Origin of the sequence: Streptomyces caelestis, assembly GCF_014205255.1 — a bacterium.
Lineage (GTDB): Bacteria > Actinomycetota > Actinomycetes > Streptomycetales > Streptomycetaceae > Streptomyces > Streptomyces caelestis.
The window spans coordinates 4,537,486-4,559,604 of sequence record NZ_JACHNE010000001.1 but is presented as its reverse complement, the minus strand read 5'-3'; the positions used below and the strand labels follow the sequence as shown (position 1 = coordinate 4,559,604).

The window sequence follows — 22,119 nt, the reverse complement described above, 5'->3', positions numbered from 1 at the left end:
CTCACCGGCCAGCCTTCAGTACCGTTCGAAACGCCTCCGGTGGGCGATCACCTCGCGTGCCGCGTCCAGGGCCGTGCAGCCGCGTGCGAAGGCGTCGGCCCGCAGCCGTGCGAGCGCGTCGTCGGCGTCCACGCCGAGCTGCGCCATGATCATGCCGACGGCCTGGTAGACCTCGTCGTGGTCCGCGGCCAGCCCGCTCAGCCAGGGTTCCTCGTCCCGCGGCTCGGCCTCGGCCCCGCGCGGCAGCGCCATCAGCGCCACCGTCATCACACCGGCCACGAGCCGGGCCACGTGCAGCTGGCGGTCGGTGAGCCCGCCGGGCCTGTCGCGGTACAGGTCGAGGGTTCCGACGCACACGGAGTCGCTGCCCAGCGGCATCGCGTACACCGCCCGTACCCCGGCCTCCGTCGCCTGCTGGGCGAAGACCGGCCAGCGGCCGGCGTCACGGCCGGTCGTCAGGTCGCAGGCGAGCACGGGTGCCGCGTCGTGCAGCGCGCTCTGGCAGGGGCCGTCGCCCAGCGTCGCCTGGATCTGCGCCAGACGCGCGGCCTGCGCGCTGCTGGCGCTCAGCTGGACGGGCATGCCCTCGCTGCGCAGCGACACGCTCGCGCCGACCACCGGCAGCAGCTCGACCGCCACCTCGCACAGCCGGCCCGGGACCTCTCCGGGCTCGACGCCGCGCACGCCCCTGACGATCGCATCGGCGGCCCGGATCCCGTCCAGGTCCAGGTCACCGCCCGTGCGGCGGGGACCGGGGTCGCCGCCGGGGGCGTCTCGCGGATCGTCCCTGGGCCGCACGACCACCGCCTCCTTCGATCACCGGCCTTCACCGTCGACGCTCTTCCGGGCCGGCCCCGCTGGACGCGGGACGGGCCGGTGAGCGCCGCCCGCCCGGGCCGGCCGGTGTGCGGCGGCCTCCGAGCCCTTACGGAAATCGTGCCCCGAGTCCTCCCGGAATCGTGCCCCGACTACCCGTGGCAGGTGGGGCGAAACCCGTGCGCCGGGCCGTCACCGCGGTATGACCCTCAGCGCTTCTCGTACGGGTTGTCCGGCTGCCGCACCCGCTGTACGGAGGTGGCGTCCAGGACCGGCGGCCAGGCGGCGGCCGAGCCGAGTTCGCCCTGCGGATGCCAGGTGCCGGTGACCGCGACCCAGGTGTCGACGGGCGGGGCGCCGGCGCCGCGCACCTCGGTCTTGGCGGTGGTGGCGTCGGCGGCGCAGCAGGAGACGAGGAGGCGAGTGACGTACCAGGTGCCGTCGGCGTCGCGGGTGACGAAGCCGGTGAGCCGGACCGTGCGTCCCCGCAGGGAACGGCCGCTGTCGTAGACCGCCCGGGAGCCGAACTCCCCGAGGGTGAGGTCGAGCGGGTTCCCGGCCGGCAGCGCCGGGAAGGTGCCGATGCCTCGGGCCGAACGCTGGGCGGCCTCGCGCTCCGCGCTGTAGGAGCCGAGGGCGGGCGGCGGGAACAGCAGCAGGGCCAGGGCGGGAAGGGTGAGGAACCAGGCGACACGGGGGCCGGCGGGGCCGTGGCTGTGGTCGGGGTGGGAGTGCGGGTTCTCCAGCTCGCCCGCCGTGCGCACCAGCGTCCCCACCACCACCGCGAGCAGCACCAGCACCGCCCCCGACGCCACCAGATACGGCCGCAACCCCGCCTGCACATACCGCAGATACAGGTCACTGAAGAGCGACACTCGCAGGATCGCCGCGCCGACGAGCGCGAGCAGGACGGCCGGTCCGTAGCGCCTCACAGCAGCCACCACCCCACCAGGACGCTGCTCGCGACGGCCACCAGCCAGGTCGCGGAGGAGAACCGCACCGCGAAGGACCTGCCGAACGTGCCCGTCTGGAGCGCGATCAGCTTCAGGTCGACCATCGGCCCGACCACCATGAACGCCAGCCGCGCGGTGGGCGAGAAGCCGCTCAGCGACGCCGCCACGAACGCGTCGGCCTCACTGCACACGCACAGCACGACCGCCAGCAGCGCCAGGAGCAGCACGGACAGCCATGCGGACCCGGTGAACACCTCCAGCAGCGACCTCGGTACGACGATGTCGAACGTCGCCGCGGCCGCCGCGCCGACCACCAGGAACCCGCCCGCGTGCAGGAAGTCGTGCTGAAGCCCGGCGACGAAGGCACGCGGACCGCCCGGGGCGTGCGCCGCGCTCCGCTTCGGCGGCCGCAGCCACTCCTCCCGCCCGAACCGCGCCCACAGCCAGCCCATCACCACGGCCGTGGCGAGCGAGGCGACCAGCCGGCCGAGGACCATCTCCGGCTGCCCGGGGAAGGCGACGGAGGTCGCCACCAGGACGACGGGGTTGATCGCGGGCGCCGACAGCAGGAAGGCGAGGGCGGCCGCCGGGGCGACACCCCGCCGCATGAGGCTGCCCGCCACCGGCACGGACGCGCACTCGCAACCGGGCAGGACGACCCCCGCCGCCCCCGCGACCGGCACGGCGAGCACCGTACGGCGGGGCAGCAACCGCTGGAACACCCGCTCGGGCACGAACGCGCCGATCGCCGCCGACACGACCGTGCCCAGCAGCAGGAAGGGCACGCCCTGGACGGTGATCGCGGTGAACACCGTCCACCAGGCCGCGACGGGTGGGGTGTACAGATCGAGCGCCAGCATCGGCCCGAGCACCGACACGACCGTCCCGATGGCGATCAGCGCGGCGCCGCCGAGGACGGCGTACACGAGGGCGCGCAGGCCCAGCCGTATGCCGTCGGCCACCGTCCGTTGGTTCTCCACGCTCCCCGCCCCGGTCGTTCGCGTCCCCGGAGGAGGCTAACCCGCACGACGGTGGGAAGCCCCTTTTCCCTCAGAGGGGAGGCTGTGCGGGCGCGGGCCCGAGGGTGGTGGTGCCGGGGGCCGTGCGGTGGCCGAGACCCGTCCGGTAGGCGTCCAGGGCCGCCTCCACCCGCCCGGTGCGGCGCAGCAGGTCGCCGAGCAGGCGGCACAGGTCGGCCAGGTCGCCGGCCGCGCCCGCCCGCTCCAGCAGGCTCAGGGCGCGGACGTAGTGCTCCTCGGCGTCCTCGGTGCGGCGGGCGTCCTCGGCGATGATGCCGAGGAGGCGGTGCGCGGCGGCGGAGTGGACGGCGCCGCGCTCGGGCGACAGGTCGTCGAGGACGCCGTGCAGCAGGGCCGCCGCCTCGTCGGACTCGCCGCGCCGGTGGAGCACGTCGGCCAGTTCGACGGCGACCTGGGTGCTTTGAAGTGCTCTCCCGGCTGAAGCCGGGAGATTCCTGCCTACCTTGCGGTGGCGGGCTTGACGCGGCGAGCACGCCTGACGACTGCCCTCCCGGCAGCCGGGATGAGCGCGCGGCCCGTCCGGTACAGGTGCAAGATGTTCCGGGCCGCGTTGTGGTCGGCGTTGCCGGACCAGCCGCAGTCTTCGTTCTTGCACCCGAACACGGCCTGGGACTCCCGACTGCCCGGCGTGGTGAAGCCGCACATCGAACAGCGCTGGGAGGTTCCGGGGGCGGGGACCTTGTGCAGGGTGCCGCCGTGGCGGGCGGCCTTGTACGTCAGCATCGTCACGGTGCGTCCCCATGCCTCCTGACTGATGGAGCGGTTCAGACCAGACTTCTGCGCGACGTTCTTCCCCGGGTTCTCGACGGTGCCCCTGGCGGACTTGACCACGGCGGCCTGTTCCCCGGGCGGCCCGTACGTCTCGGCCTCGACGAGCAGCTCGGCGTACTGCTCCGCCGCCGCCTCGGCCTCGCCGACGGCGAAGACGCGCTGGGCCTCGGTCAGCCGCAGCCGTAACTCCGTCACGCGCCGGGCCGAACGACCGGTGGCGAGTTCGTCGAAGGCGACACCGAGCCGCCCGGCGAGATGCCGCAGGGCGTCGTCGGAGGGCCGCACCCGGCCCGACTCCAGGGTGGAGACATAGGCGGGGGTGTACGCGGGTTCCGCCAACTGCCGCTGCGTCAAGCCGCGTTCGACACATAACCGCTGCACCCGACGGCCGATGGTCCCCGGATCGTCACGCTCCCCCACGCCGACTCCCCCTGCCCCTCTTGCCGTTCGGCTCGGGCTGCCCCTAGGTTAAACCGAGAGATAAGCGTGCTTAACACACTGCTGTCATAGTCGCCGCCCCTGTTACGAGGTCGCCGTGCTCGAACGCCCACGCACCGCCGATCGGTACGCCAGAGGCTTCGCCGCGGCCGTGGTCGCCGTCGCGACCCTACTGCTGGCGGCGAACGCGGGGCCGGCGAGAGCGGCGGATCCGCCCGAACTGCGCGGTGCCCAGTTGGAGGTCGAGGGGGGCAGGGAGTCGCCCTAGGCTTCGGTCATGCGCCGAGGCCCTGGCCGAACCCGCCGTCCACGGGGAGTTCCACGCCGGTGGTGAAGGTGGCCTCGACGGCCAGGTACAGCGCGGCGGCGGCGATCTCCTCCACGGTGCCTCCTCGGCCCATCGGCGTGGAGGCGTTGCCCTGTTCGACGAACTCGGCGCGCTGCTCGTCGGTCAGTTCGGCGACGCCCATGGTGGGGGTGAGGATGAACCCGGGGGCGATCGCGTTGACGCGGATCTTGCGGGGGAGCAGCTCGGCGGCGAGCACCTTGGCGAAGGCGGCGACGGCCTCCTTCGCCCCGGAGTAGGCGCTGAGACCCGGGAAGATCTGGTCGTTGGAGACAGTGGTGAACACGATGGAGCCGCCCTCGGACATCAGCGGCGCCAGCCGCTGGACGGTGAAGAAGGCGCCCTTGGCGTTCACGTCGAAGATGCGGTCCCACGATTCCTCGGTGACCTCTTCGAGCGTCTGGAACTCGGCGATGCCCTGGTTGACGAACAGGTAGTCGACGCGGCCGAGGCGGTCGGCGACCTGATCGCCGAGGGCGGCGATGGCAGTGGCGTCAGTGGCGTCGGAGCGCACCGGGTGGGCCAGCGGGGTGTCGAGTGCCGCCTGGGCCTCGGCGAGTCGCTGGTCATCGCGCCCGGTGTAGATGACCTCGGCGCCGCGGTCGGTCAAGGCCTGGACGATGGCCCGGCCCATGCCGATGGTGCCGCCGGTGACCACGGCCTTCTTACCCGCCAGGGCCTTCGGATCGATGGTGGGAGATTCCTGGGTGCTGTGAGTCGTTGTCATGGCGGCTAAGCTAAACCTTGACGTTGATGTCAGAGTCAAACTTCTGTGCCGGGAGTCACATGTTCATCGGCGAGCTGTCGAGGCGGACCGGCGTCAGCACCAGGAGCCTGCGGTACTACGAGCAGCAAGGGCTGCTGCGACCGCAGCGGCGAGCCAGCGGCTACCGCGAGTTCGACGAGTCCGATGTGGCCACCGTGCGCCGCGTCCGGATCCTGCTCGCGGCAGGGCTGAACACCGACCTGATCCGGGAGGTGCTGCCCTGCATGGCCGACGAGGGAGCCATCCTGGCGCCGACCTGCGAGGAAATGGCGCAGGACCTCAAGGACGAACGCGAGCGCCTGGGCCGCTCCATCGAACAGCTCCAAGCCGCCCACGCCATGCTCGGCTCGATCATTCACGCAGGCGAACCGGTCACCGCCCGGGCCGGCTGCGACGGATAGCGGCCCCGGCACACCTTCCGCGGTGCTCTCACCCATCTCTTGGGCATCGGTTCACCCGGCTGTCAGTGCGATCCCCTAACCTTCGATCACTCACGGCCGCACGCGCGCCCAGTCACCGCGTCCGGCCCTCACGTCTTTCGTTCCGGGGGGTTCGAAAACATCGTGCGCAGACGCACTCTGCCTACCGCCACAGCGCTCGCGGTCCTCTTCAGCTCCGTCGCACTGGTCGCGACCGGCGCCGGGTCGGCGGTGGCCGACTCCAGCACGACCCTGCCCCTGAAGTCGACCGGCGACATCGTCGTCGACGGGGTCCACCAGCGGGTGTTCATCAGCGACCCGACCGCCGGCCAGGTCGTCGTCACGAACTACGCCGGCACGGTCGTCGGCACTGTCGGCTCGCTGCCCGGCGTCCACGGCCTGGAGCTGTCGTCCGACTCGGGCACCCTGTACGCGGCCGTGCACGACGCGACCGCGATCGTCGCGATCGACACGGCCACGGCGACCGAGACCCGCCGCTGGTCCACGGGCCAGGGCGCCGGCCCGGCCTACGTCGCCCTGGCCGGCGGCAAGCTGTGGTTCAGCTACGGCGCCTCCGGCGACGGCAACATCGGCTCGCTCGACCCGAACGCCACCGACCCGGGCGTCACCCTGGGCCAGGACACCAGCCGCACCTTCTACGAGGCCCCGATCCTGGACGCCTCCCCGGGCGCCCCGGGCACGCTCGCCGCGGGCGCGCCGGGCCAGAGCCCGGTCGAACTCGCCGTGTACGACGTCTCCTCCGGCACGGCGAGCCGTACCGCGTACGCCTTCGACCCGGGCAGCACGGGCGGCGGCAACCTCCAGGACCTCGCGGTCACGCCGGACGGCAAGGATGTCGTCACGGCCAGCGGCGCGCCGTACTACCAGGCCGTCTACAAGCTCACGGACCTGTCCGCGGACGGCAAGTACGTCACCAACACCTACCCGAACGCGGTGGACATCGCCCCGAACGGCGACGTCGCGGCGGGCACGTTCTCCTGGTACGACCCGGACGTCCACGTCTTCAAGCCGGGCACCTCGATACCGCTGAGGCAGTACGACTTCCCCAACACCGGCAACAGCAGCGGCGCCGACACCCTGGCCCCCGCCGGCCTGGCCTGGGCACCCGACGAGAGCAAGCTGTTCGCGATCTCCGAGAACGACAACAACGTCTACGCGCTGCGGATCCTCGACGCCCCGACGAAGACGTCCACCACCCTCACGGCGAACGCCCCCGCCACGGCCACCCGTGCCAAGGCCCTCACCCTCACCGGCACGCTGTCCTCGTCGGCGCCGTTCCCGACGGGCACGAAGGTCTCCGTCACCCGCACCGACGACGAGTCCCCCTCCGGCAAGCCGCTCGGCACGGCGACGGTCGCCGCAGACGGCTCGTACTCCTTCACGGACACGCCGCCGGCCGGCGGAAAGGTGACGTACACGGTCACGTACGCGGGCGACGCGGACCACGCGGGCGCCACGGCCTCCGCATCGACGACCGTGGCGAAGACGGCGACCACGCTGACGCTGACCAACAACGGCAAGGTGTACGACCACGGCCGTGACGTCACCTTCACCGCGCACCTCGGCACGACGTACAAGAACCGCACGGTCGAGATCTGGGCCGACCCGTACGGCTCCGACAAGCCGAACACGCTGGTGAAGAAGGGCACGGTCAACTCGGCCGGCGACCTCTCCGCGACGGTCCACCTGACCCGTGACACGAAGGTCAGCGCGAAGTTCACGGGCGACACGCGCTACGCCCCGAAGACGGTCACCAACTCGGTCTACACCAGGGTCAAGGTCTCGACGTCCCTGAGCGGCTCCTACAAGTCGGCGACCGCGTGGAACCAGAAGTACTTCTACTTCCGCCAGTCCAAGGACCCCGTCCACAACACGACGATGTCGATGTACCCGGGCCGCAAGTACCAGCTCCAGGTCCAGCGTTACTCCGACGGCGCGTGGCGCACCACGACCGCGGAGTACGTCGCCCTCGACCGCTACGGCAAGGACGCGGTGACGCTCGACGGCACGCCGCCGGTCGGTCCGCGCTTCCGGATCCGCTCGTCCTACATCGACCCCACGTCGGGCGACAACGTCAACACGACGACGTACGGCGCATGGAAGTACTTCGTCTTCACCCGCTGACGTACGCCACCAAGACGGCATAGGCCAACGGAGAGACGGTGAGGGTCCCGGCCTCGGGCTTCTCGGAGTCGCGCACGCCGACTCCGGGAGCACCGAGGTCGGCGACCTCCACGCAATCACCGCCGCTGTCCACAGCTGTGGACGAACTCGCCGAGGGCGGTCGCGGCGTGCTGATCGTCGACGCCGTGACGGGCCGGTGGGCCTGGACTCCCCTGCCCGACCGGCCCGGCAGGACCGTCTGGTTCGAGTGTGATGCCGGGCAAGGAATTCGACGAGTGAATTCCAGGGATGAATTCGACTAGTGCGAATTCCCGCGGGCGCGAATGTAATGCCGGCCGAAGTAACAAACCCCGACCGCTCCACCGGCCGCGCCGACCGCACAGGCCGCCGTCGCCCACGTCGCCATGTCCTGCGTGATCCACAGCAGGCTCACCACGACCAGCGCTATGGAGAACAGCAGGCGTTCTCCATAGCCCGGGCCGCGCCGGCCGGTCAGTCCCCGGTCGCCGTGCACTTGTACGTCACGCCCTTCATCTTGATGTCGCGGTACCCCATCTTCACGGTCGGGTTGGCGGGTGCGACATCCGTGCCGCCACCACCGCCGCTCTTCTTGCGGCAGTAGTAGCCCAGCGCATCGAGCTTCTTGATGTCGCTCATCGCCTGGTACTTCTTGTTGGAGGCGATCATCGCGGCCCTCTTCTGCGCCGGCGTGGCCTCCTTGGCCTTCGTGTACGCGTAGCACCCGATGCTGGCGCCGATGCCCACCCACGAGGCTCCCTTGGCCAGCGCCTCGGTGAGGCCCGCCGCGCCGCTGCCGATCCCGAGGACCGCGCAGATCTCGTCCGCTCCGGCGCGCAGTTCCGGCTGTGCCGGAGCGGCCTGTGCCGCCTGCGCCCCGACGCCGCACAGCGCACCGGTCATGGCGAAGGTGATGACAGCGGAAATTCCCCCACGGGGACACACGCAAGCAACGGAGGAAATGTGAACATCACCAGGAGGAGATTCAACCGGGCAAAATTTCCCTCAACGCCTCGTCAAGGCTTTTCGCGACCTCCGCGTCACCAGGCCGGCTTCCGCCGGGCCCTTTCGGCGGGCCGTACAGGGCGTCGAGTTCGGTGGTGAGGGTGTGGGTCACCGCTCCGTAGAGCGGAGTGCGGGGGCGGTGTACCGCCTCGCGCAGGGCCGGGAGCAGGATGTCGCGGGAGTAGCTGGTGCCGTCGGCCATCCGGTCGGGGGCCAGGCGGGCGGTGCTCTCGCCGCCGGGCGACGCCGAGGGGCCCTCGGCGTACGCGGGGGCGTGCCGGCATTCCGGGGCGGTGCCGGCCTCCTGGTAGGCCGAGGTGCGGGTCGCGGCGAAACCGGCGCGCAGGAGGCAGCGTTCGCTGTCGGGGTCGGTGAGGAACGCGATCAGTTCGGCCGCCTTCCCGGCGCGCTGCTCGGACGTGGACGAGGTGACGGCCAGGTTCTGGCCGCCGAGGACGGACTTGCCGGGCAGCCGGGTCACCCCGAGGTTGGCCCCGAAGGTCTCGTGCAGGGTCGGGTAGACGTACGGCCAGTGCCGCAGGAAGGTGGTGCGGCCCTCGGCGAAGGCGCTGAGCGATTCGGCCTCGCGGGACTCGGCGGCCCCCTCCAGGAGGTACGGCGGCTCCGTGCGCTTCCGCAGTTCGGTCATCCCCGCTGTCAACTGCTCCTCGGTCGCCACGTAGTCGCCGTCGTCGTCGGTCAGCCGAAAGCCCTCCTCGGCCGAGGCGAACGCCTCGATCGCGTTGACGGTACGGCCCTCGTAGGCGGCGAGCTGGGTGGTCCAGATCGCCTCGTGGTCCTTGATCTCGGCTCTGTCGAGGGGGACGAGCAGCTCCCGGAGTTTGTCCCAGGTGACGCCTTCGTCGAGGTCGGTCCGGGGGGTACCGGCCTTCACCAGGTGGTCCTTGCGGTAGTACAGCAGGCCGGCGTCGCTGTTGAAGGGGACCGCGTACCGCTTGCCGTCCCAGTACGAGGTGCTGTCCACGGACGGGATGAGGTCCTCGGGGTCCTTGACGGCCGTGTCGCCCAGCGGGCGGATCAGGCCCGCGTCGGCGAACTCCGGGATCCAGGTCACGTCCAGGTTCACCACGTCGTACTCGGCGCTGCCGGACTGCAGGGCGCCGATCAGCTGGCTGCGCTGCTGGTCGGCGGAGCCGGGCAGCTCCACCAGGCGGGCCCGGTAGCCGTGTTCGCCCTGCTGGGCGTTCCAGGCGTCGATGAGCTGCTGGCGTATGCCGTTCTTGCCGGTGACGTCCTGGCCGCTGGCCACCACGATCCGAAAGGAGGTGTCGGCGCCCGGCGGCTGCTGTTGCTGCCGCACTCCACCGCTCGTGCAGGCCGCGAGCGTCAGCAGCGACAGCAGGGACAGCGCGGCCTTGAGGCGTCGGGTCATCATTCCTCCCCCGTTCCGGTGCGGGCGACCTCGTCGCGCAGGGCGGGCACGAGGTCGTCCCCGGCGTCCAGGCAGCGGCCCCGGCCGGCCTCCGCGATCCGCGTGCCGGGGCGGTCCCGGTCACAGGCCCCGTTCGTCAGGGTCACCATGGCCACGGGCACGCCGGCGGTCCGGGCCCGGTCGACCACCTTCTCCAGTCCGTCTCCGGTCAGGCGGTTGTCGTCCTCGCCGTCGGTGAGGTACACGATCAGCTGCGGCCGCTCGTCGGCGGCGCCGCGCTCCCGCATGAACGCCAGGGCGTCCAGCAGGGCGGCGGACGGATCGGCTTCGGCGTTGCGCACCCGGGCGGCGCCCAGGGCCCGTTCGGCGTCCCGGCGGTTGTGCGTGCCGAAGTCCAGGAGGCCGGTGTGCGTACGGCCCTTGAGGCCGTGCACGGCCCACACCCCGTACTCGTCCTCCCCGCCGAGCCCGGTCAGGGTCTGCCGGAGGATGCCGGGGCCACCGCTGGGCCCGTCCCACAGGCCGGCCATCGAGCCGGAGCTGTCGAGGAGGTACAGGACCCGGCCGGGGCCGTGCGCGTTGCCGTAGCGCTGCAGCGCCTTGTCCAGCTCCGACGGGTCGGCGGAGTCCCCCGGCCGGACCTCGTCGGTCAGCCCCTCGGGGGCCGCCTTCGCATCGAGCAGGCGTCGTTCGCCGTGCGCGGACCTGAAGCCCTGCTCGCCGAGCACCCGCCGGCCCTCGTCGCCGGTCAGCCAGGAGCGGAAGCGGGCCACCTCGGCGTCCCGCGCGTCGGCGTCCCGCTCGCCGTCCTCCCAGCGCACCCGCACGAACGTCGGCTCCAGGCCGGGGACGTCGTCGGGGTAGGCGGCGGAGCGCGGGGCACGCGTGGCCGGGTGGCAGCCGACGCCGCTGCGCAGCAGGAACTCCGGTACCAGGGCCGCGCTGCGGTCGTCCACGGCGTCGACGTCGGGCAGCGTGCACAGCAGCCCGGCGGCGGAGGACTCGGGCCGGCCGGACTGGGTCAGGAGCCGCTCCGCGTGGCGCGCTTCGGCTCCGCCGCGGTACAGGCCCGTCGTCGCCAGCAGCGCCGCGTCGGCGAACTCCGGGTCGGGGCGGTGCACCTCGGCCTCGCCGGGTGCCCGTTCAAGGCCGGTGATCAGCTGTGACAGCGACTGTCCGGTGGGCTCGACGGCGTCGTCCAGGCCCTCCGGGACGGCCAGGACGACGGGCGAGTACACGAACGGCCGGGTGTCCGGCTGGAGCTGGGCGAAGACGCGGTCCTGGTAGGCCGCGGTGACCCGGCGGACGTCCGCGCGGGTGCCGGGGATCCACACGTCCGGCTGCGGGCCGATGTCACGCTGCGGGTTGTCGTCGTCGCGCGGCTGCTGCCAGGCGTCGGTCCGCTTGCCCAGCGCGGTCACGACACCGGCGGCGCCGGCGCTGTAGACGGTGACGCCGCTGCGCCGGCAGCCGTCGTCCGTGGTGTTGGCGTCCGAGGCGACGTAGGCGTCCGCGGCCGCCTTCATCGCCTGCTCCAGGTCGGGGTCGGTGAGCAGACGCAGCTCCAGTGCCGGGGCGCACGGGCCGGAATCGCCGGTCAGGACCAGGACGCCGTAGCCGCCGGCACCGATGGCGAGCAGCGCCAGCACGATCGCCAGGCCGGTACGGCCGAGCCGTCCGACGGCCTCCCGGGCGCGGGCGAGCGTGCGCCGGAGCCAGAGGAGCCAGCGGGGGACCGGGTCCGGCGGAGGCACGGTCACCGGGCCCGCCGCCAGCAGCACGTCCGTGTCCAGGTCCCAGGGGGGGGCCAGCGCCTGCGGCCGCTGCGAGTCGTCGTCCTCCGCCTTGTACTTCGCCTCGGCCATCCGCTGCTTCACCGCGGCGTACAGCTCGGAGAGCCACAGTTCCCCGCCCTCGTCGAGGACGTGCACGAGTTCCCGGGTGAACGGCGTCGGGACGTCGGCGTCGCCGCCCAGGATGCAGTGGTTGGGCTGCACGCTCATCAGCAGCAGGACCTTGTGCTTCTTCCGCTGCGGATCGTCGAAGCGGTGCCAGATGCCCGCGGCGTTGCCCGCGTAGCAGCAGTCGAGGATCACCACCACCTGCTGGGCGCGGCTCTCGACGAGCTCGCCCAGCACCTCGCTGAAACTCACCGAGCCGGGCAGCCCGTCTCCCGTGAGCACCCGGGCGGTACGCATCTGGAGGTGCAGCTCGTTGCCGGAGGTGGAGGTGACGGCATGCCCGGCGAAGTAGAGCAGCAGCAACCCCTTGGCCTCCCGGCAGGCGCGGCGCAGTGCCCCGGTGAATTCGTCGGGCGTCGGCGAGGCCAGAGCCCTCACCTCGTGCACGTCGAACACGGCTCCCCGGTGCAGCGCGTCCTCGAGTGTCGTCCGGTTGTGCCGCACGGCGGGGAGCTGGCCGGTGACGCCCTGGAGATCATCCGGTGCCGTGTGGTCGTACTCGGACACACCGACCAGCAGCGCCCGGTTCACATCGCCTCGCGGGTCGAAGCGGCTCACCCGCCTACTCCCCGTCGGTGTCCAGCGGGCGGATCTGTGGCTGGGGATCGCCGCCCTGGAGCCTGCGGCGATTGTTCGCCCAGGCCTTCACCGCGCGTGCGGTGTACTCGGTCAGTGCCGCGACCGTGACGACGTCACCGAGCAGCTTCAGGACGAGTTCGAGGTCGGGCCCCAGCCGCCCCTTGGTCCCGTCCGTGCTGGTCTGCGCCTCGATGCGCAGCTTCTGTTTGGAGAGCAGTTCCGCGAGCGGCTCTTCCCGCTCCAGCCATGCCTTCAGGGCTCTGACATCGTCCACGGTCCCGCCGGCGCCCAGCCGGACGCGCACGCCTAAAACAGACACTTGGTCCCCCTCTGTCATCCCGACATCATGACACCGGGTCAGGCCTCGGCGGCAGACCTGTGACGCGACCCGCGAAAGCGATTGCACGCCCCCTTCACGCCAGGCGCACACGGCGCACGCGTATTAGGCCTGGGTCTGCAACTGCCGCAACTGCCGCTGCACATGATCGAGCGCTCCCACGCGCCGCCCGGGGACCCTCCCCCGCAACTCGGCGAGCGCCGCGCCCAGTTCGCGGGCCCGCGCGGTGTCGCGGATCTGGCCCCACTGGTGGTGGGCCCGGTCCACGGCGGCCTCGACGGCGGGCGCGTCCGGAGCCTGCCCGGCGTTCAGGCGGACGGTGGCCACCGTCAGCCAGGTGTGGCAGCTGCGGCCCGCGTCCCCGGCGAACATCGCCAGGTCGGCCCGGACCTCGGCCCAGTGCAGGGCCTCCTCGGACGCCGGCCCGTGCGCGGCGACGGCGGCCTGCTCGTACCGGGCGGCGAGCGCGTCGGCGTCGGAGTGGCGGCCGGACTGGACGGCGGCGGTGATGGCGGCGTGCGGGTCACCGGCCGCGGGGCCCGGGGTGCTCAGGACGAGGTCCGTGCCCGCGCTCTCCGGCGCGATCCGGGCCAGCGCCTGCTGGTGCAACTGCTCCAGCGGCGGCCGGAACCCGCTGCGCAGGATCGTCGCGACGGCCTTCATGTACGCCGGTGCCGCGACCGTGCGTCTGGACGGCGGGGGCGCGATGCGGCCGTGCACGGCGTTGCCGCGGCCCGAGTCCAGCGGGGTGGCGCGCAGCAGCTCCCAGGTCTCGGCGTCCGCGTGCAGGTCGAGCAGGAGGGTCGTCGCGCCGGCCGGCCTGAGCCGCAGTTCGTCCCGGAACCAGTGCCAGGGGAAGGCCGTGTAGCGGGCCGTGGACGCGGTGGTGCGGGCCAGCGCCAGGTGGGGCAGGCGCTGGCGGCGGTCGAGCTGGAGCTGGCCGGTGACGTACACGGTGAGCGGGCCGGGGGCCGCCGCGGCGGCGCGGAGCCGGGTGAGGACGGCCTGCGGCTCCAGCGGATCGGCCAGTTCGACGACGTTCGCGGTGTCCGTGCCGGCCAGCACACCGGGTGGGACGGCGGCCAGGACGGGGAGGACGGACGCGGCGTCGACCAGGCGCCCCTTGCCCACCGGCGAGGCCGCCAGCAGCAGCACGGTTCCGGGCATCTCGTCCCTCCCCCTGTCGATCACGTACGGCAGCACCGTAACCGCTGCGGCTGCAAAGGTGGGCCTCAGGACCGCAAACGTCCGCCTTCGGGGGCTTCGCCCCCCTCTTAGGGGACGGTCCGGCGGCACACGGCGAAGACGGTGCGGCACGGCGGCCGGGCGCCCGCCGCCGTGCCGCAGCGTGCCGTCCCGTACGAAGGCGGCGAGGCGGTCCGGACCGGCGGTGCGGGGGCCGGCGGCCACGGCTCGGGCCACCTCGTCGGCGAGCGGGTAGAACGCCCCGGCGCCGTCCCGGGCCTCCGTCATGCCGTCCGTCACGCCGTCCGTCACGCCGTCCGTCACCAGCAGCGGCGTCTCGTCGGCGGCCACCCGCGGCCGCCGTACCGCGGGCGGGCCGGGCGCGAGGTCCCCAAGGCCGAGCGGCAGCCCGCCCTGGGCCGGCAGGCTGCGCCATAGAAGTCGCCGCCGACGCGGGCATGGGTGTCGGCGGTGAGGTAGACGCCCGCGTGGTCGAGGCCGCCCCAGCCGGGCGGCGGAGGGCGCAGCACGGTGCGGCGGATGGTGTCGGTGACGTCACGCATGTGCAGCATGCGGTGCTCGGCGCGCACCCGGACCAAGCAGGCCAGGGTGGCGAGGGTGCCGCCGAGCGCGACCAGGACGAAGTCGGCGAGCCCGGCCTGGTCCCGCACCTGCGGCAGCTCCTGCCGCCGCACGCCGGCCCGGCGGCCGGACGGTACCCCCGGCCCGGCGGCCGGCCCGGGGGTACCGGTCGAGCAGACCGTGCCCCCGGCGGCGGCGCCTGACGGCCCCAGCGAAGCACGGGGCCGCGCGGGCCGCATCCGGTCCGTGCGGTACGTCGCGCGTTCCGCCGACTTGCCGTCGGGTCCCCGCCGGTGTGCGCTGGTAGGCGGGGGCAGGGAGAGAGGAGAGCTCTCATGGCTCATGCGGCACCCGCCTCACGCAGGGCGACCACCCGGCGCCGTACACCCGATGTCTTCAGCCCGCGCACCCATGCGATGGCGAAGATCGCGGTGCCCGTCGCCCTCGGGCTCGTCTACGGCTACTGGGCCGCGGCCAACCGGCGCGACGCCGGGCCCATCACGGGCTGGAACCTGCTGTTCGGCTTCCTCACCGCGCTCGTGTTCGCCGTGCTGTACACCGCCGTGCGGAAAGTCGCCCCGCGACTGCGGCGCGAACCGCACGCCCTGCTCTGGTTCGCCTTCACCGGCTGCGCGATCGGCTTCCTCTACAGCCAGACCGGCGAGTCCGTACTGCGGTCCACCGGGGTGGGACTGGTGGTCGGCGCGGGCGTCCTCGTGACGCTGTTCTACCGCTACTACACACGCGAGGACGCGTCCGGCCGGCGTGTCGACTGACCCAGGCCGGTACGACACGTTCGGCTCGGCCTGTGGGCCGAATGCAGTCACGCCGGTCGCGGGCCGGGCCCGTGGCGCCTTGCCTGGAAGGGTGTCCGAGCGCGAACAGGCGTCCGCACGCGAGCAGGCGCCCCTACGACCGCGGAAGGCCCTGTCGGCCGTTCTGCTGGTCCTCGCGTGCCTGCTCGTGCCGTTCGGGACGCTCGCCTCCTGGGCGACGCAAGGGCTGACCGACACCGACCGCTACGTCCGGACGATGGCGCCGCTCGCCGCCGACCCGGACGTGCGGCGCGCGGTCGCGGACGCCGTCGGGGACGGCATCATGCGGGAGGCCGGGCACAAGCTCGACACCGGCCCGCCGCCCGGCACGCTCGGGCCCTTCGTGCACGACGCGGTGCGGTCGTTCACCCGCACCGAGGCGTTCCGCACGGGGTGGGACGCGGCGAACCAGGCCGTCCACGCCGCCGTGCTGCGCGCCCTGCGCGACGACGGCACGCGCGCCGCCGAGGTCACCGTCGACCTCGCGCCGGTCGTCGCCCGGGTCAAGCGCCAACTCACGGACGACCACGTGCCGTTCGCCCACCGCATCCCGGTCCCGCACGCCCGGGTCCCGGTGCTCCCGGCCGACGACGTGGACCGACTGCGCAAGGGGTACCACGTGCTGGACACCGCCGCCTTCTGGCTGCCGCTCACCGCCGCCGTGTGCGCCGTGGCCGGGACCGCCCTCGCCGCGTGCCGCCGCCGCGCGGTCACCGCGCTCGGCCTCGGCACGGCGCTGGGCGGCGGGCTGCTCGTCCTGGCCGTCGCGATCGGCCGCCGCCTCACCCTCGCCGACCTGCCCGACGCGCTCCACCGCCCGGCCGCCGGCGCGGTCTACGACGCCCTGACGGGCACCCTGGTGACGGTGTCCTGGCTGCTGCTCGCCTTCGGCCTGACGGTGGCGCTCGGCTCGTGGTTCACGAGCCGGTACGGTCCCCGGCTCGTCTCGCGGCGACGCGCGCGAGCGTCCGCAGCGCCTGCCGCAGATCCGCCTCCGGAGCCGACGCGAGCCCGAGCCTGACGGCGTCGGGCGTGTGACCGCGGGCCACGGCGAAGGCGGGGCCGGGCGTGACGGCGATGCCGTGCGCGGCGGCGGCCGCCGTGAAGGTGTCCGCGCGCCACGGAGCGGGCAGCTCCCACCAGGCGAAGTAGGCACGCGGATCGGACCGTACGGCGAAGCCCGCGAGTTCCTCGGCGAGGATCTTCTGCCTGCGCGCCGCGTCCGCCCGCTTGGCCGCCACCAGCCGCTCCACGGTCCCCTCCCCGGCCCACCGCACGGCCGCCTCCAGCGCGAACCGCCCCGCACTCCACCCGCCCGTCCGCACGGCACCCGCCACGGCCCCGGCCCGGTGCGGCGGCACGACGAGGAAACCGACGGTGAGCCCCGGCGCGACCCGCTTGGAGAGGCCGTCGACGACGTGGGTGAGGGCGGGGGCGTGAGCGGCGAGCGGATCACCCGGCTCGTGCAGGAAGGACCAGATGCGGTCCTCCACCACCGGCAGGTTCAGGTCGTGGACCAGCCGGGCGAGTTGCAGCAGTCGAGGGCGAGTCGTCGTCAGGGACGTCGGGTTGTGCAGCGTCGGCTGCACGTACAGGGCGGACAGCGGCGCCGAACGGTGCGCGGCGGCGACGGCCTCCGGGAGCAGCCCGGCCGCGTCACCGGCCAGCGGCACCAGGATGATGCCCAGCCGCCCCGCGATCTCCTTGACCAGCGGATATGTCAACTGCTCCACGCCGACCCGGCCACCCGGCCGGACCAGGGAGGCCAGCACGGCGGCGATGGCCTGCCGTGCGTTGCCGGTGAACAGCAGGCGGTCCGGGGCGGGGCGCCAGCCGGGGGTGGCGAGGAGCGTGGCCACGGTCTCCCGGGCGGACTCGGTACCGGTGGCGGCGGCCGGCAGCAGTGCCTCGGCCAGCACGTCGGGACGCAGCAGCGGCGCGAGCACGGGGGCGAGGAGCTCCGGCTGGCCGGGCGCGCTGGGGTAGCTGAGCTCCAGGTTGACCAGGGCGTCGGCCGCGCCGGGCTCGACGAGCGCCTGCCCCGTCGGCCCGTCCGGGGCGGCCCGGACGAAGGTGCCGCGCCCGACCTCGCCGACGACCAGCCCACGCCGTACGAGTTCGCCGTACACCCGCCCGGCCGTCGACGAGGCGATCCCCCGGCGCCGGGCGAACGCCCGCTGCGGCGGCAGCCGTTGACCGGGCTTCAGCCGCCCGCTGGCGATGTCGTCGGCGATCCTGTCGGCGATACGGCGGTAGTCACCCATCGGTCTCCCCCTTGGATTGCACCGAGAGCAAAGATCTTATTGCACTGAGTAGTGGGAGCTGCCTAAGGTCGCCCCATGGCACCCTTCCTCGCATACGAGGACAAAGGCCCCGTAACCTCCCGGCAGCCCCTTGTCCCCCTGGTTCTCGTCCACGGCCACCCCTTCGACCGCACGATGTGGGCCCCGCAGCTCGGCACCTTCTCCGCGGCCCGCCGCGTCATCGCCCCCGACCTGCGCGGCTACGGCGCCTCCCCGACCACCCCCGCCGTCACGGACTTCTCGCGGTTCGCCCGGGACATCGAGGCCCTGCTCGACGAGTTGGGCGTGGAGTCCTTCGTCCTCGCCGGGCTGTCCATGGGCGGGCAGATCGCGATGGACTGCTACCGCCTGTTCCCCGGCCGCGTCCGCGGCCTGGTCCTCGCGGACACCTTCCCGGCGGCGGAGACCCCGGAGGGCGTGCGCACCCGCGACGCCATGGCGGACCGCCTCCTGCGCGAGGGCATGCGCGGCTACGCCGACGAGGTCCTGGAGCGGATGGTCGCCCCGTACGCCCCCGCCGAGGTCAAGGCGCACGTCCACCGCATGATGACGGCCACCTCCCCCGAGGGCGCCGCCGCGGCCCTGCGCGCCCGCGCCCGGCGCCCCGACTACGCCGCCCTGCTGGCCCGCGTGACCGTCCCGGCCCTGGTCGTCGTGGGAACCGACGACACCTACACCCCCGTCTCCGACGCCCGGGCCATGCACGCGGCCCTCCCGGACTCGGCCCTGCACGTGATCGAGGGCGCGGCCCACATGCCGAACCTCGAACGTCCCGCGGAGTTCGACAGGGCACTCGGGGAATTCCTGGCCCGCGTCGATGCTGCCCGGCCCGGGGACGTCGGCCGGCAGCAACCTTCCGCCGCCCCACCCCGTCTTTGAGGGAGGATTCGGGCATCCCACCTCGCGAACGGAAGGCCGGGCCTTGGACACCGCCGCTGCCGAGTGGACCGCCACCGACGGGCCGGAGCACCGTCCGCCCGGACGGCGGCTCGGCGCCTGGTGCGCCGCCCTGCTGTTCGCCGCGGTGAGCGTGGCCGTCGGCTTCCGGGCGGCCGACAGCGACGGCGTCACGCCCGTCCCGCAGGTCCTCGCCTTCCTCCCCTGGCTGCTCGCGCCCACCGGCCTGGCGCTGCTGCTCACCCTGCTGTCCCGGTGGTGGCTCGGCACGCTCTGGGGAGTGGTCCTGCTCGGCCCGCTGGCCTGGTTCATCGGGCCGTACGGCAAGGTCGGCGACCCGGCCGGCCGCCCGGTCGCCGACCTGCGCGTGCTGACCTCGAACGTCGAGTTCGGGCAGGGCACCGGGTCCCTGGTCGCCGCCGTCCGCCGCGAGAAACCGGACATCGTCTTCGTACAGGAATGCGAATACGAGTGTGACGCGCGGCTGAAGGACGACCTCTCCCAGGACCTCCCGCACCGCCGGGCCGTCGAGGGCGGCGGCTCCGAGGGCTCCGTCATCCTCAGCCGCTTCCCGCTGCGTCCCACCGACGGCGTCCCCGGCACCATGGGCATGCCCGGGGCGATCGCCGACGTCGACGGGCATCCCGTACGACTCCAGCTCGCCCACCCCATGCCCCCGCTGCCCGGCCAGGTGGACCTCTGGAACAGGGAACTCGGCGCCCTGCGCGACGCGGCCACCACCGACCCCGGCGCCCCCCTGATCCTGGCCGGCGACTTCAACGCCTCCCAGGACCACGCCGCCTTCCGCCGCATCCTCGACACCGGCCTGAGCGACGCCGCCCGCCTGGACGACGCCGACCGCACGGCCACCTGGCCGGCCGTGACGGCCCCGGCGTTCGGCACGCAGATCGACCACGTCCTGGTGTCGAAGGACTTCGCGGCCGACCGCACGCGCGTCCTGGACCTGGCCGACACGGATCACCGGGCGGTGGTGACGGACCTGACGCTGCACTCACGCAGGTGAGAGAGGAAGGGGGACGCCGGACAGGCGCCCCCCATGAGTCACCCTCCGGTCAGACGCCGATGTCGCAGCCGTCCGCACGCCACACGGCCACGACCGCCGGCCGGACGTACGTCCCGGGCCCGTCGGGCCAGGTGCTGGCCGGCTTCTCCACGGACGCGCCGTCGATCTCGCCCGGGTGCTGCACGGCCACCAGCACGCGCCGGTCCTGGATGATCGGACCGCAGGTCTCGGCACCCTTCGGCACGGTCAGGAACTGCTTCAGCTCACCGCGCCGCTCACCCCGGGTCGCCACGCCGAACAGGCCGTCGTGCGAGCCGAGCTGGGCGCCGTCGGTGGAGATCCACAGGTTGCCGTAGGGGTCGAAGGCGACGTTGTCCGGGCAGGAGATCGGGCTGACGCCCTCCTTCGGGAACCCGGCGAAGTAGGTCGCCGGGTCGTCCGGGTCACCGGCGACGAGGAACAGCGACCAGGCGAACCTGGTGCTCTCGGGCCGGTTCCAGCGCTCGGTGAGCTCCAGGACATGCCCGTGCTTGTTGGCGTTGCGCGGATTGACCTCGTCCGCCTTGGCGTTGGAGCCGACACCACGGTTGCTGTTGTTGGTCAGGGCGACGTACACCTTGCCGGTGACGGGGTTGGGCTCGATGTCCTCGGGCCGGTCCATCTTCGTCGCGCCCACCTTGTCACCGGCGAGACGGGTGAAGACGAACACCTCCTCGGCGCTCATCCCGTCCACGTGCGAGACGGCACCGTCGGCGGTGGCCGTGGCCAGCGGAATCCACTCGCCGCTCCCGTCGAACTCACCGTCGTTCGGCAGCTTGCCCGTGCCGTCGATCTCGATGGCGGGGGAGTCACCGGTGAGCTTGGCGACGTACAGCGTCCCCTCGTCGAGCAGCGAGAGGTTGTGCTCCCGCACGGCCCTGCCGCTGCCGTGCCGCATCCGCTTGCTGCCGACGAACTTGTAGAAGTAGTCGAACCGCTCGTCGTCACCCGAGTACACGACGGGCCGCCCGTCGCGCGTGAGCCGCACGGTGGCGGCCTCGTGCTTGAACCGCCCGAGGGCGGTGTGCTTGCGCGGCGTGGAGCCGGGGTCGTACGGGTCGAACTCCACCACATACCCGAACCGGTGCGCCTCGTTCGGCTCCTGGGCGACGTCGAACCGCTTGTCGAACCGCTCCCACTTCCGCTCGCTTGCCCCGGTCCCGATGCCGTACCGCTTGTCGGTCGCCCGGCCGCTGTTGGCGAAGTACTGGTTGAAGTTCTCCTCGCCGTGCAGCGTCGTGCCCCACGGCGTCACGCCGCCCGAGCAGTTGTTGAGGGTGCCGAGCACCTTGGTGCCGCTCGGGTCGGCGGAGGTCTTCACGAGCTCGGACCCGGCGACGGGCCCGGTCAGCCGGAACTCGGTGGTGGCGGTGACGCGCCGGTTGAGCTGATGCCGCGGAACGGCGGTGAGCTTCCCGGTCTTCCGGTCCCCCTCCACGACGACGGCGGACAGACCGTGCGCGGCCCAGGCGATCTCAGCCTGCTCCCGGGTCGGGTTGGCGGAGTCATACCCCCGGAACATGAGCACCTCGTCGGTGTACTCATGATTGGCGACGAGCAACTGCCTGTTCCGCTCCCCGGGCAGCGGAAGGAGCGCGAGGAAGTCGCAGTTGTACCCGAACTGCCCCGCCTGCGCCTTGGCGGTCTGCTTCTCCGGGTCGAAGGCGGGCGCGCCGCGCAGGATGGGCTCGCCCCAGCGGATGACGATGTTCTGCCGGTACCCCTCCGGCACGGTCACGGCGTCGGCGGTGTTGGGTGCGACGGCCGCGAAGCGCAGCCCGCGCGCGCCCTTGTGTGTACGCCGAGCGGTTTCGGCGGCGGTGCCGGCCGGGGCGGCATCGGCCTGCGGAGCCTGCGCGACACCCACGGCCCCCGCTCCGGCGGCAGCCACGGTCACGACAGCCGCGGCCCGCATCATCGACCGCCGGCTGAGCGCACCGGCGATCACATCGCCGACGTACTCGTTGGAGCTGGTGTTGGGCACCTCGTGGAAGCAGGCGTCACCACACCGGAAACGACAGGTCATGGCGGACCGGCCGCCAGGGTGCGAACCGGACGGCGTTCCTATCAACGGCAGCAGCTTTCGCACTTTGCTCTCTCCTTGGATGCCCATGGTGTCAGCGTGACCGTAGGGGCACATATGTGCGGCAGCCGGGCGTCAGGGTGAACAGCCGGTGAACCCGTGGCGTCCTTACGGCAGTTACGACGATTCAGCACGGCGACACCTTCGCAGGCCGGATGTCCCCCTTGACAGGGGGAGGCGCCCATCCTCGACCCTGCCCAAGAT

At 72.8% G+C, this 22,119-nt stretch carries 19 protein-coding genes and 4 pseudogenes; 7 read left to right on the top strand and 16 right to left on the bottom strand.

Annotated features, from left to right (window positions below):
* Positions 1-15: 15 nt before the first annotated feature.
* From HDA41_RS20745 to HDA41_RS42720, 6 genes and pseudogenes are all read right to left on the bottom strand, one after another.
* Positions 16-804 carry a GAF and ANTAR domain-containing protein gene (locus HDA41_RS20745; protein WP_184986006.1) on the bottom strand — a complete coding sequence of 263 codons (789 nt, stop codon included), beginning with the start codon at positions 802-804 and terminating at the stop codon, positions 16-18.
* 221 nt (positions 805-1,025) lie between these two features.
* Positions 1,026-1,748, bottom strand: a complete 723-nt coding sequence (locus HDA41_RS20740) for a TIGR03943 family putative permease subunit (RefSeq protein WP_184993599.1) — start codon at positions 1,746-1,748, stop codon at positions 1,026-1,028.
* Entirely contained in the window at positions 1,745-2,749 is a 1,005-nt protein-coding gene (locus HDA41_RS20735; protein WP_184986004.1) for a permease, read from the bottom strand. Before HDA41_RS20735 ends, HDA41_RS20740 begins: the two co-directional genes overlap by 4 nt.
* Positions 2,750-2,819: 70 nt before the next feature.
* A pseudogene (locus HDA41_RS20730) lies at positions 2,820-3,218 on the bottom strand (tetratricopeptide repeat protein); the annotation flags it as partial.
* A gap of 29 nt (positions 3,219-3,247) precedes the next feature.
* Positions 3,248-3,538, bottom strand: a pseudogene (locus HDA41_RS42725) (zinc ribbon domain-containing protein); the annotation flags it as partial.
* Between the two features lie 96 nt (positions 3,539-3,634).
* Positions 3,635-4,000, bottom strand: a pseudogene (locus HDA41_RS42720) (helix-turn-helix domain-containing protein); the annotation flags it as partial.
* Positions 4,001-4,115: 115 nt separating this feature from the next.
* Here HDA41_RS42720 and HDA41_RS20715 point away from each other — a divergent pair.
* The gene (locus HDA41_RS20715; RefSeq protein WP_184986002.1) at positions 4,116-4,286 is read left to right on the top strand and encodes a hypothetical protein; all 171 of its coding nucleotides are present in this window, start codon (positions 4,116-4,118) and stop codon (positions 4,284-4,286) included.
* A 7-nt stretch (positions 4,287-4,293) separates the two neighbouring features.
* Here the strand turns inward: HDA41_RS20715 and HDA41_RS20710 are convergent, their stop codons facing one another.
* Positions 4,294-5,091, bottom strand: coding sequence for an SDR family NAD(P)-dependent oxidoreductase (locus HDA41_RS20710; RefSeq protein ID WP_184986000.1), 798 nt, complete (start codon positions 5,089-5,091; stop codon positions 4,294-4,296).
* A 59-nt stretch (positions 5,092-5,150) separates the two neighbouring features.
* On the opposite strand from HDA41_RS20710, the gene HDA41_RS20705 reads away from it, so the two are divergent.
* A complete protein-coding gene (locus HDA41_RS20705; protein WP_184985998.1) occupies positions 5,151-5,531 on the top strand; it encodes a MerR family transcriptional regulator in 381 nt (126 codons plus the stop codon).
* 162 nt (positions 5,532-5,693) lie between these two features.
* Positions 5,694-7,694, top strand: a complete 2,001-nt coding sequence (locus HDA41_RS20700; protein WP_184985996.1) for an Ig-like domain-containing protein — start codon at positions 5,694-5,696, stop codon at positions 7,692-7,694.
* Here the strand turns inward: HDA41_RS20700 and HDA41_RS42295 are convergent.
* From HDA41_RS42295 to HDA41_RS20665, 7 genes and pseudogenes are all read right to left on the bottom strand, one after another.
* On the bottom strand, positions 7,684-7,806 hold the full coding sequence (locus tag HDA41_RS42295) for a DUF397 domain-containing protein (protein ID WP_230299475.1): 123 nt from the start codon (positions 7,804-7,806) through the stop codon (positions 7,684-7,686). The genes HDA41_RS20700 and HDA41_RS42295 overlap by 11 nt on opposite strands.
* A 380-nt stretch (positions 7,807-8,186) precedes the next feature.
* Entirely contained in the window at positions 8,187-8,615 is a 429-nt protein-coding gene (locus HDA41_RS20690; protein ID WP_184985994.1) for a hypothetical protein, read from the bottom strand.
* Between the two features lie 82 nt (positions 8,616-8,697).
* The gene (locus tag HDA41_RS20685; RefSeq protein ID WP_184985993.1) at positions 8,698-10,110 is read right to left on the bottom strand and encodes an extracellular solute-binding protein; all 1,413 of its coding nucleotides are present in this window, start codon (positions 10,108-10,110) and stop codon (positions 8,698-8,700) included.
* Positions 10,110-12,629: a caspase family protein gene (locus HDA41_RS20680; protein ID WP_184985991.1), complete on the bottom strand. Its 2,520-nt coding sequence runs from the start codon at positions 12,627-12,629 to the stop codon at positions 10,110-10,112. The genes HDA41_RS20685 and HDA41_RS20680 overlap by 1 nt, the downstream gene beginning before the upstream one ends.
* A 4-nt stretch (positions 12,630-12,633) precedes the next feature.
* Positions 12,634-12,969, bottom strand: coding sequence for a hypothetical protein (locus HDA41_RS20675; RefSeq protein WP_230299476.1), 336 nt, complete (start codon positions 12,967-12,969; stop codon positions 12,634-12,636).
* A 123-nt stretch (positions 12,970-13,092) separates the two neighbouring features.
* Positions 13,093-14,154, bottom strand: a complete 1,062-nt coding sequence (locus tag HDA41_RS20670) for a serine/threonine-protein kinase (RefSeq protein WP_184985989.1) — start codon at positions 14,152-14,154, stop codon at positions 13,093-13,095.
* Positions 14,155-14,271: 117 nt separating this feature from the next.
* A pseudogene (locus HDA41_RS20665) lies at positions 14,272-14,834 on the bottom strand (serine/threonine-protein phosphatase); the annotation flags it as partial.
* A 255-nt stretch (positions 14,835-15,089) separates the two neighbouring features.
* Between HDA41_RS20665 and HDA41_RS20660 the strand changes: the two are divergent.
* Positions 15,090-15,530, top strand: coding sequence for a hypothetical protein (locus HDA41_RS20660; protein ID WP_184985987.1), 441 nt, complete (start codon positions 15,090-15,092; stop codon positions 15,528-15,530).
* Positions 15,531-15,621: 91 nt separating this feature from the next.
* On the top strand, positions 15,622-16,590 hold the full coding sequence (locus tag HDA41_RS20655) for a hypothetical protein (RefSeq protein ID WP_230299477.1): 969 nt from the start codon (positions 15,622-15,624) through the stop codon (positions 16,588-16,590).
* On the opposite strand, the gene HDA41_RS20650 is transcribed toward HDA41_RS20655, so the two are convergent.
* Entirely contained in the window at positions 16,487-17,833 is a 1,347-nt protein-coding gene (locus HDA41_RS20650; protein ID WP_184985985.1) for an aminotransferase-like domain-containing protein, read from the bottom strand. The two genes, HDA41_RS20655 and HDA41_RS20650, sit on opposite strands and share 104 nt — an antisense overlap.
* A 75-nt stretch (positions 17,834-17,908) precedes the next feature.
* Between HDA41_RS20650 and HDA41_RS20645 the strand changes: the two genes are divergently transcribed.
* Together HDA41_RS20645 and HDA41_RS20640 are read left to right on the top strand one after the other, a co-directional pair.
* Positions 17,909-18,751 carry an alpha/beta fold hydrolase gene (locus HDA41_RS20645; RefSeq protein WP_184985983.1) on the top strand — a complete coding sequence of 281 codons (843 nt, stop codon included), beginning with the start codon at positions 17,909-17,911 and terminating at the stop codon, positions 18,749-18,751.
* 43 nt (positions 18,752-18,794) lie between these two features.
* Positions 18,795-19,793, top strand: coding sequence for an endonuclease/exonuclease/phosphatase family protein (locus HDA41_RS20640; RefSeq protein ID WP_184985981.1), 999 nt, complete (start codon positions 18,795-18,797; stop codon positions 19,791-19,793).
* Between the two features lie 49 nt (positions 19,794-19,842).
* Here the strand turns inward: HDA41_RS20640 and HDA41_RS20635 are convergent, their stop codons facing one another.
* A complete protein-coding gene (locus HDA41_RS20635; protein WP_184985979.1) occupies positions 19,843-21,921 on the bottom strand; it encodes a PhoX family protein in 2,079 nt (692 codons plus the stop codon).
* Positions 21,922-22,119 lie beyond the last annotated feature (198 nt).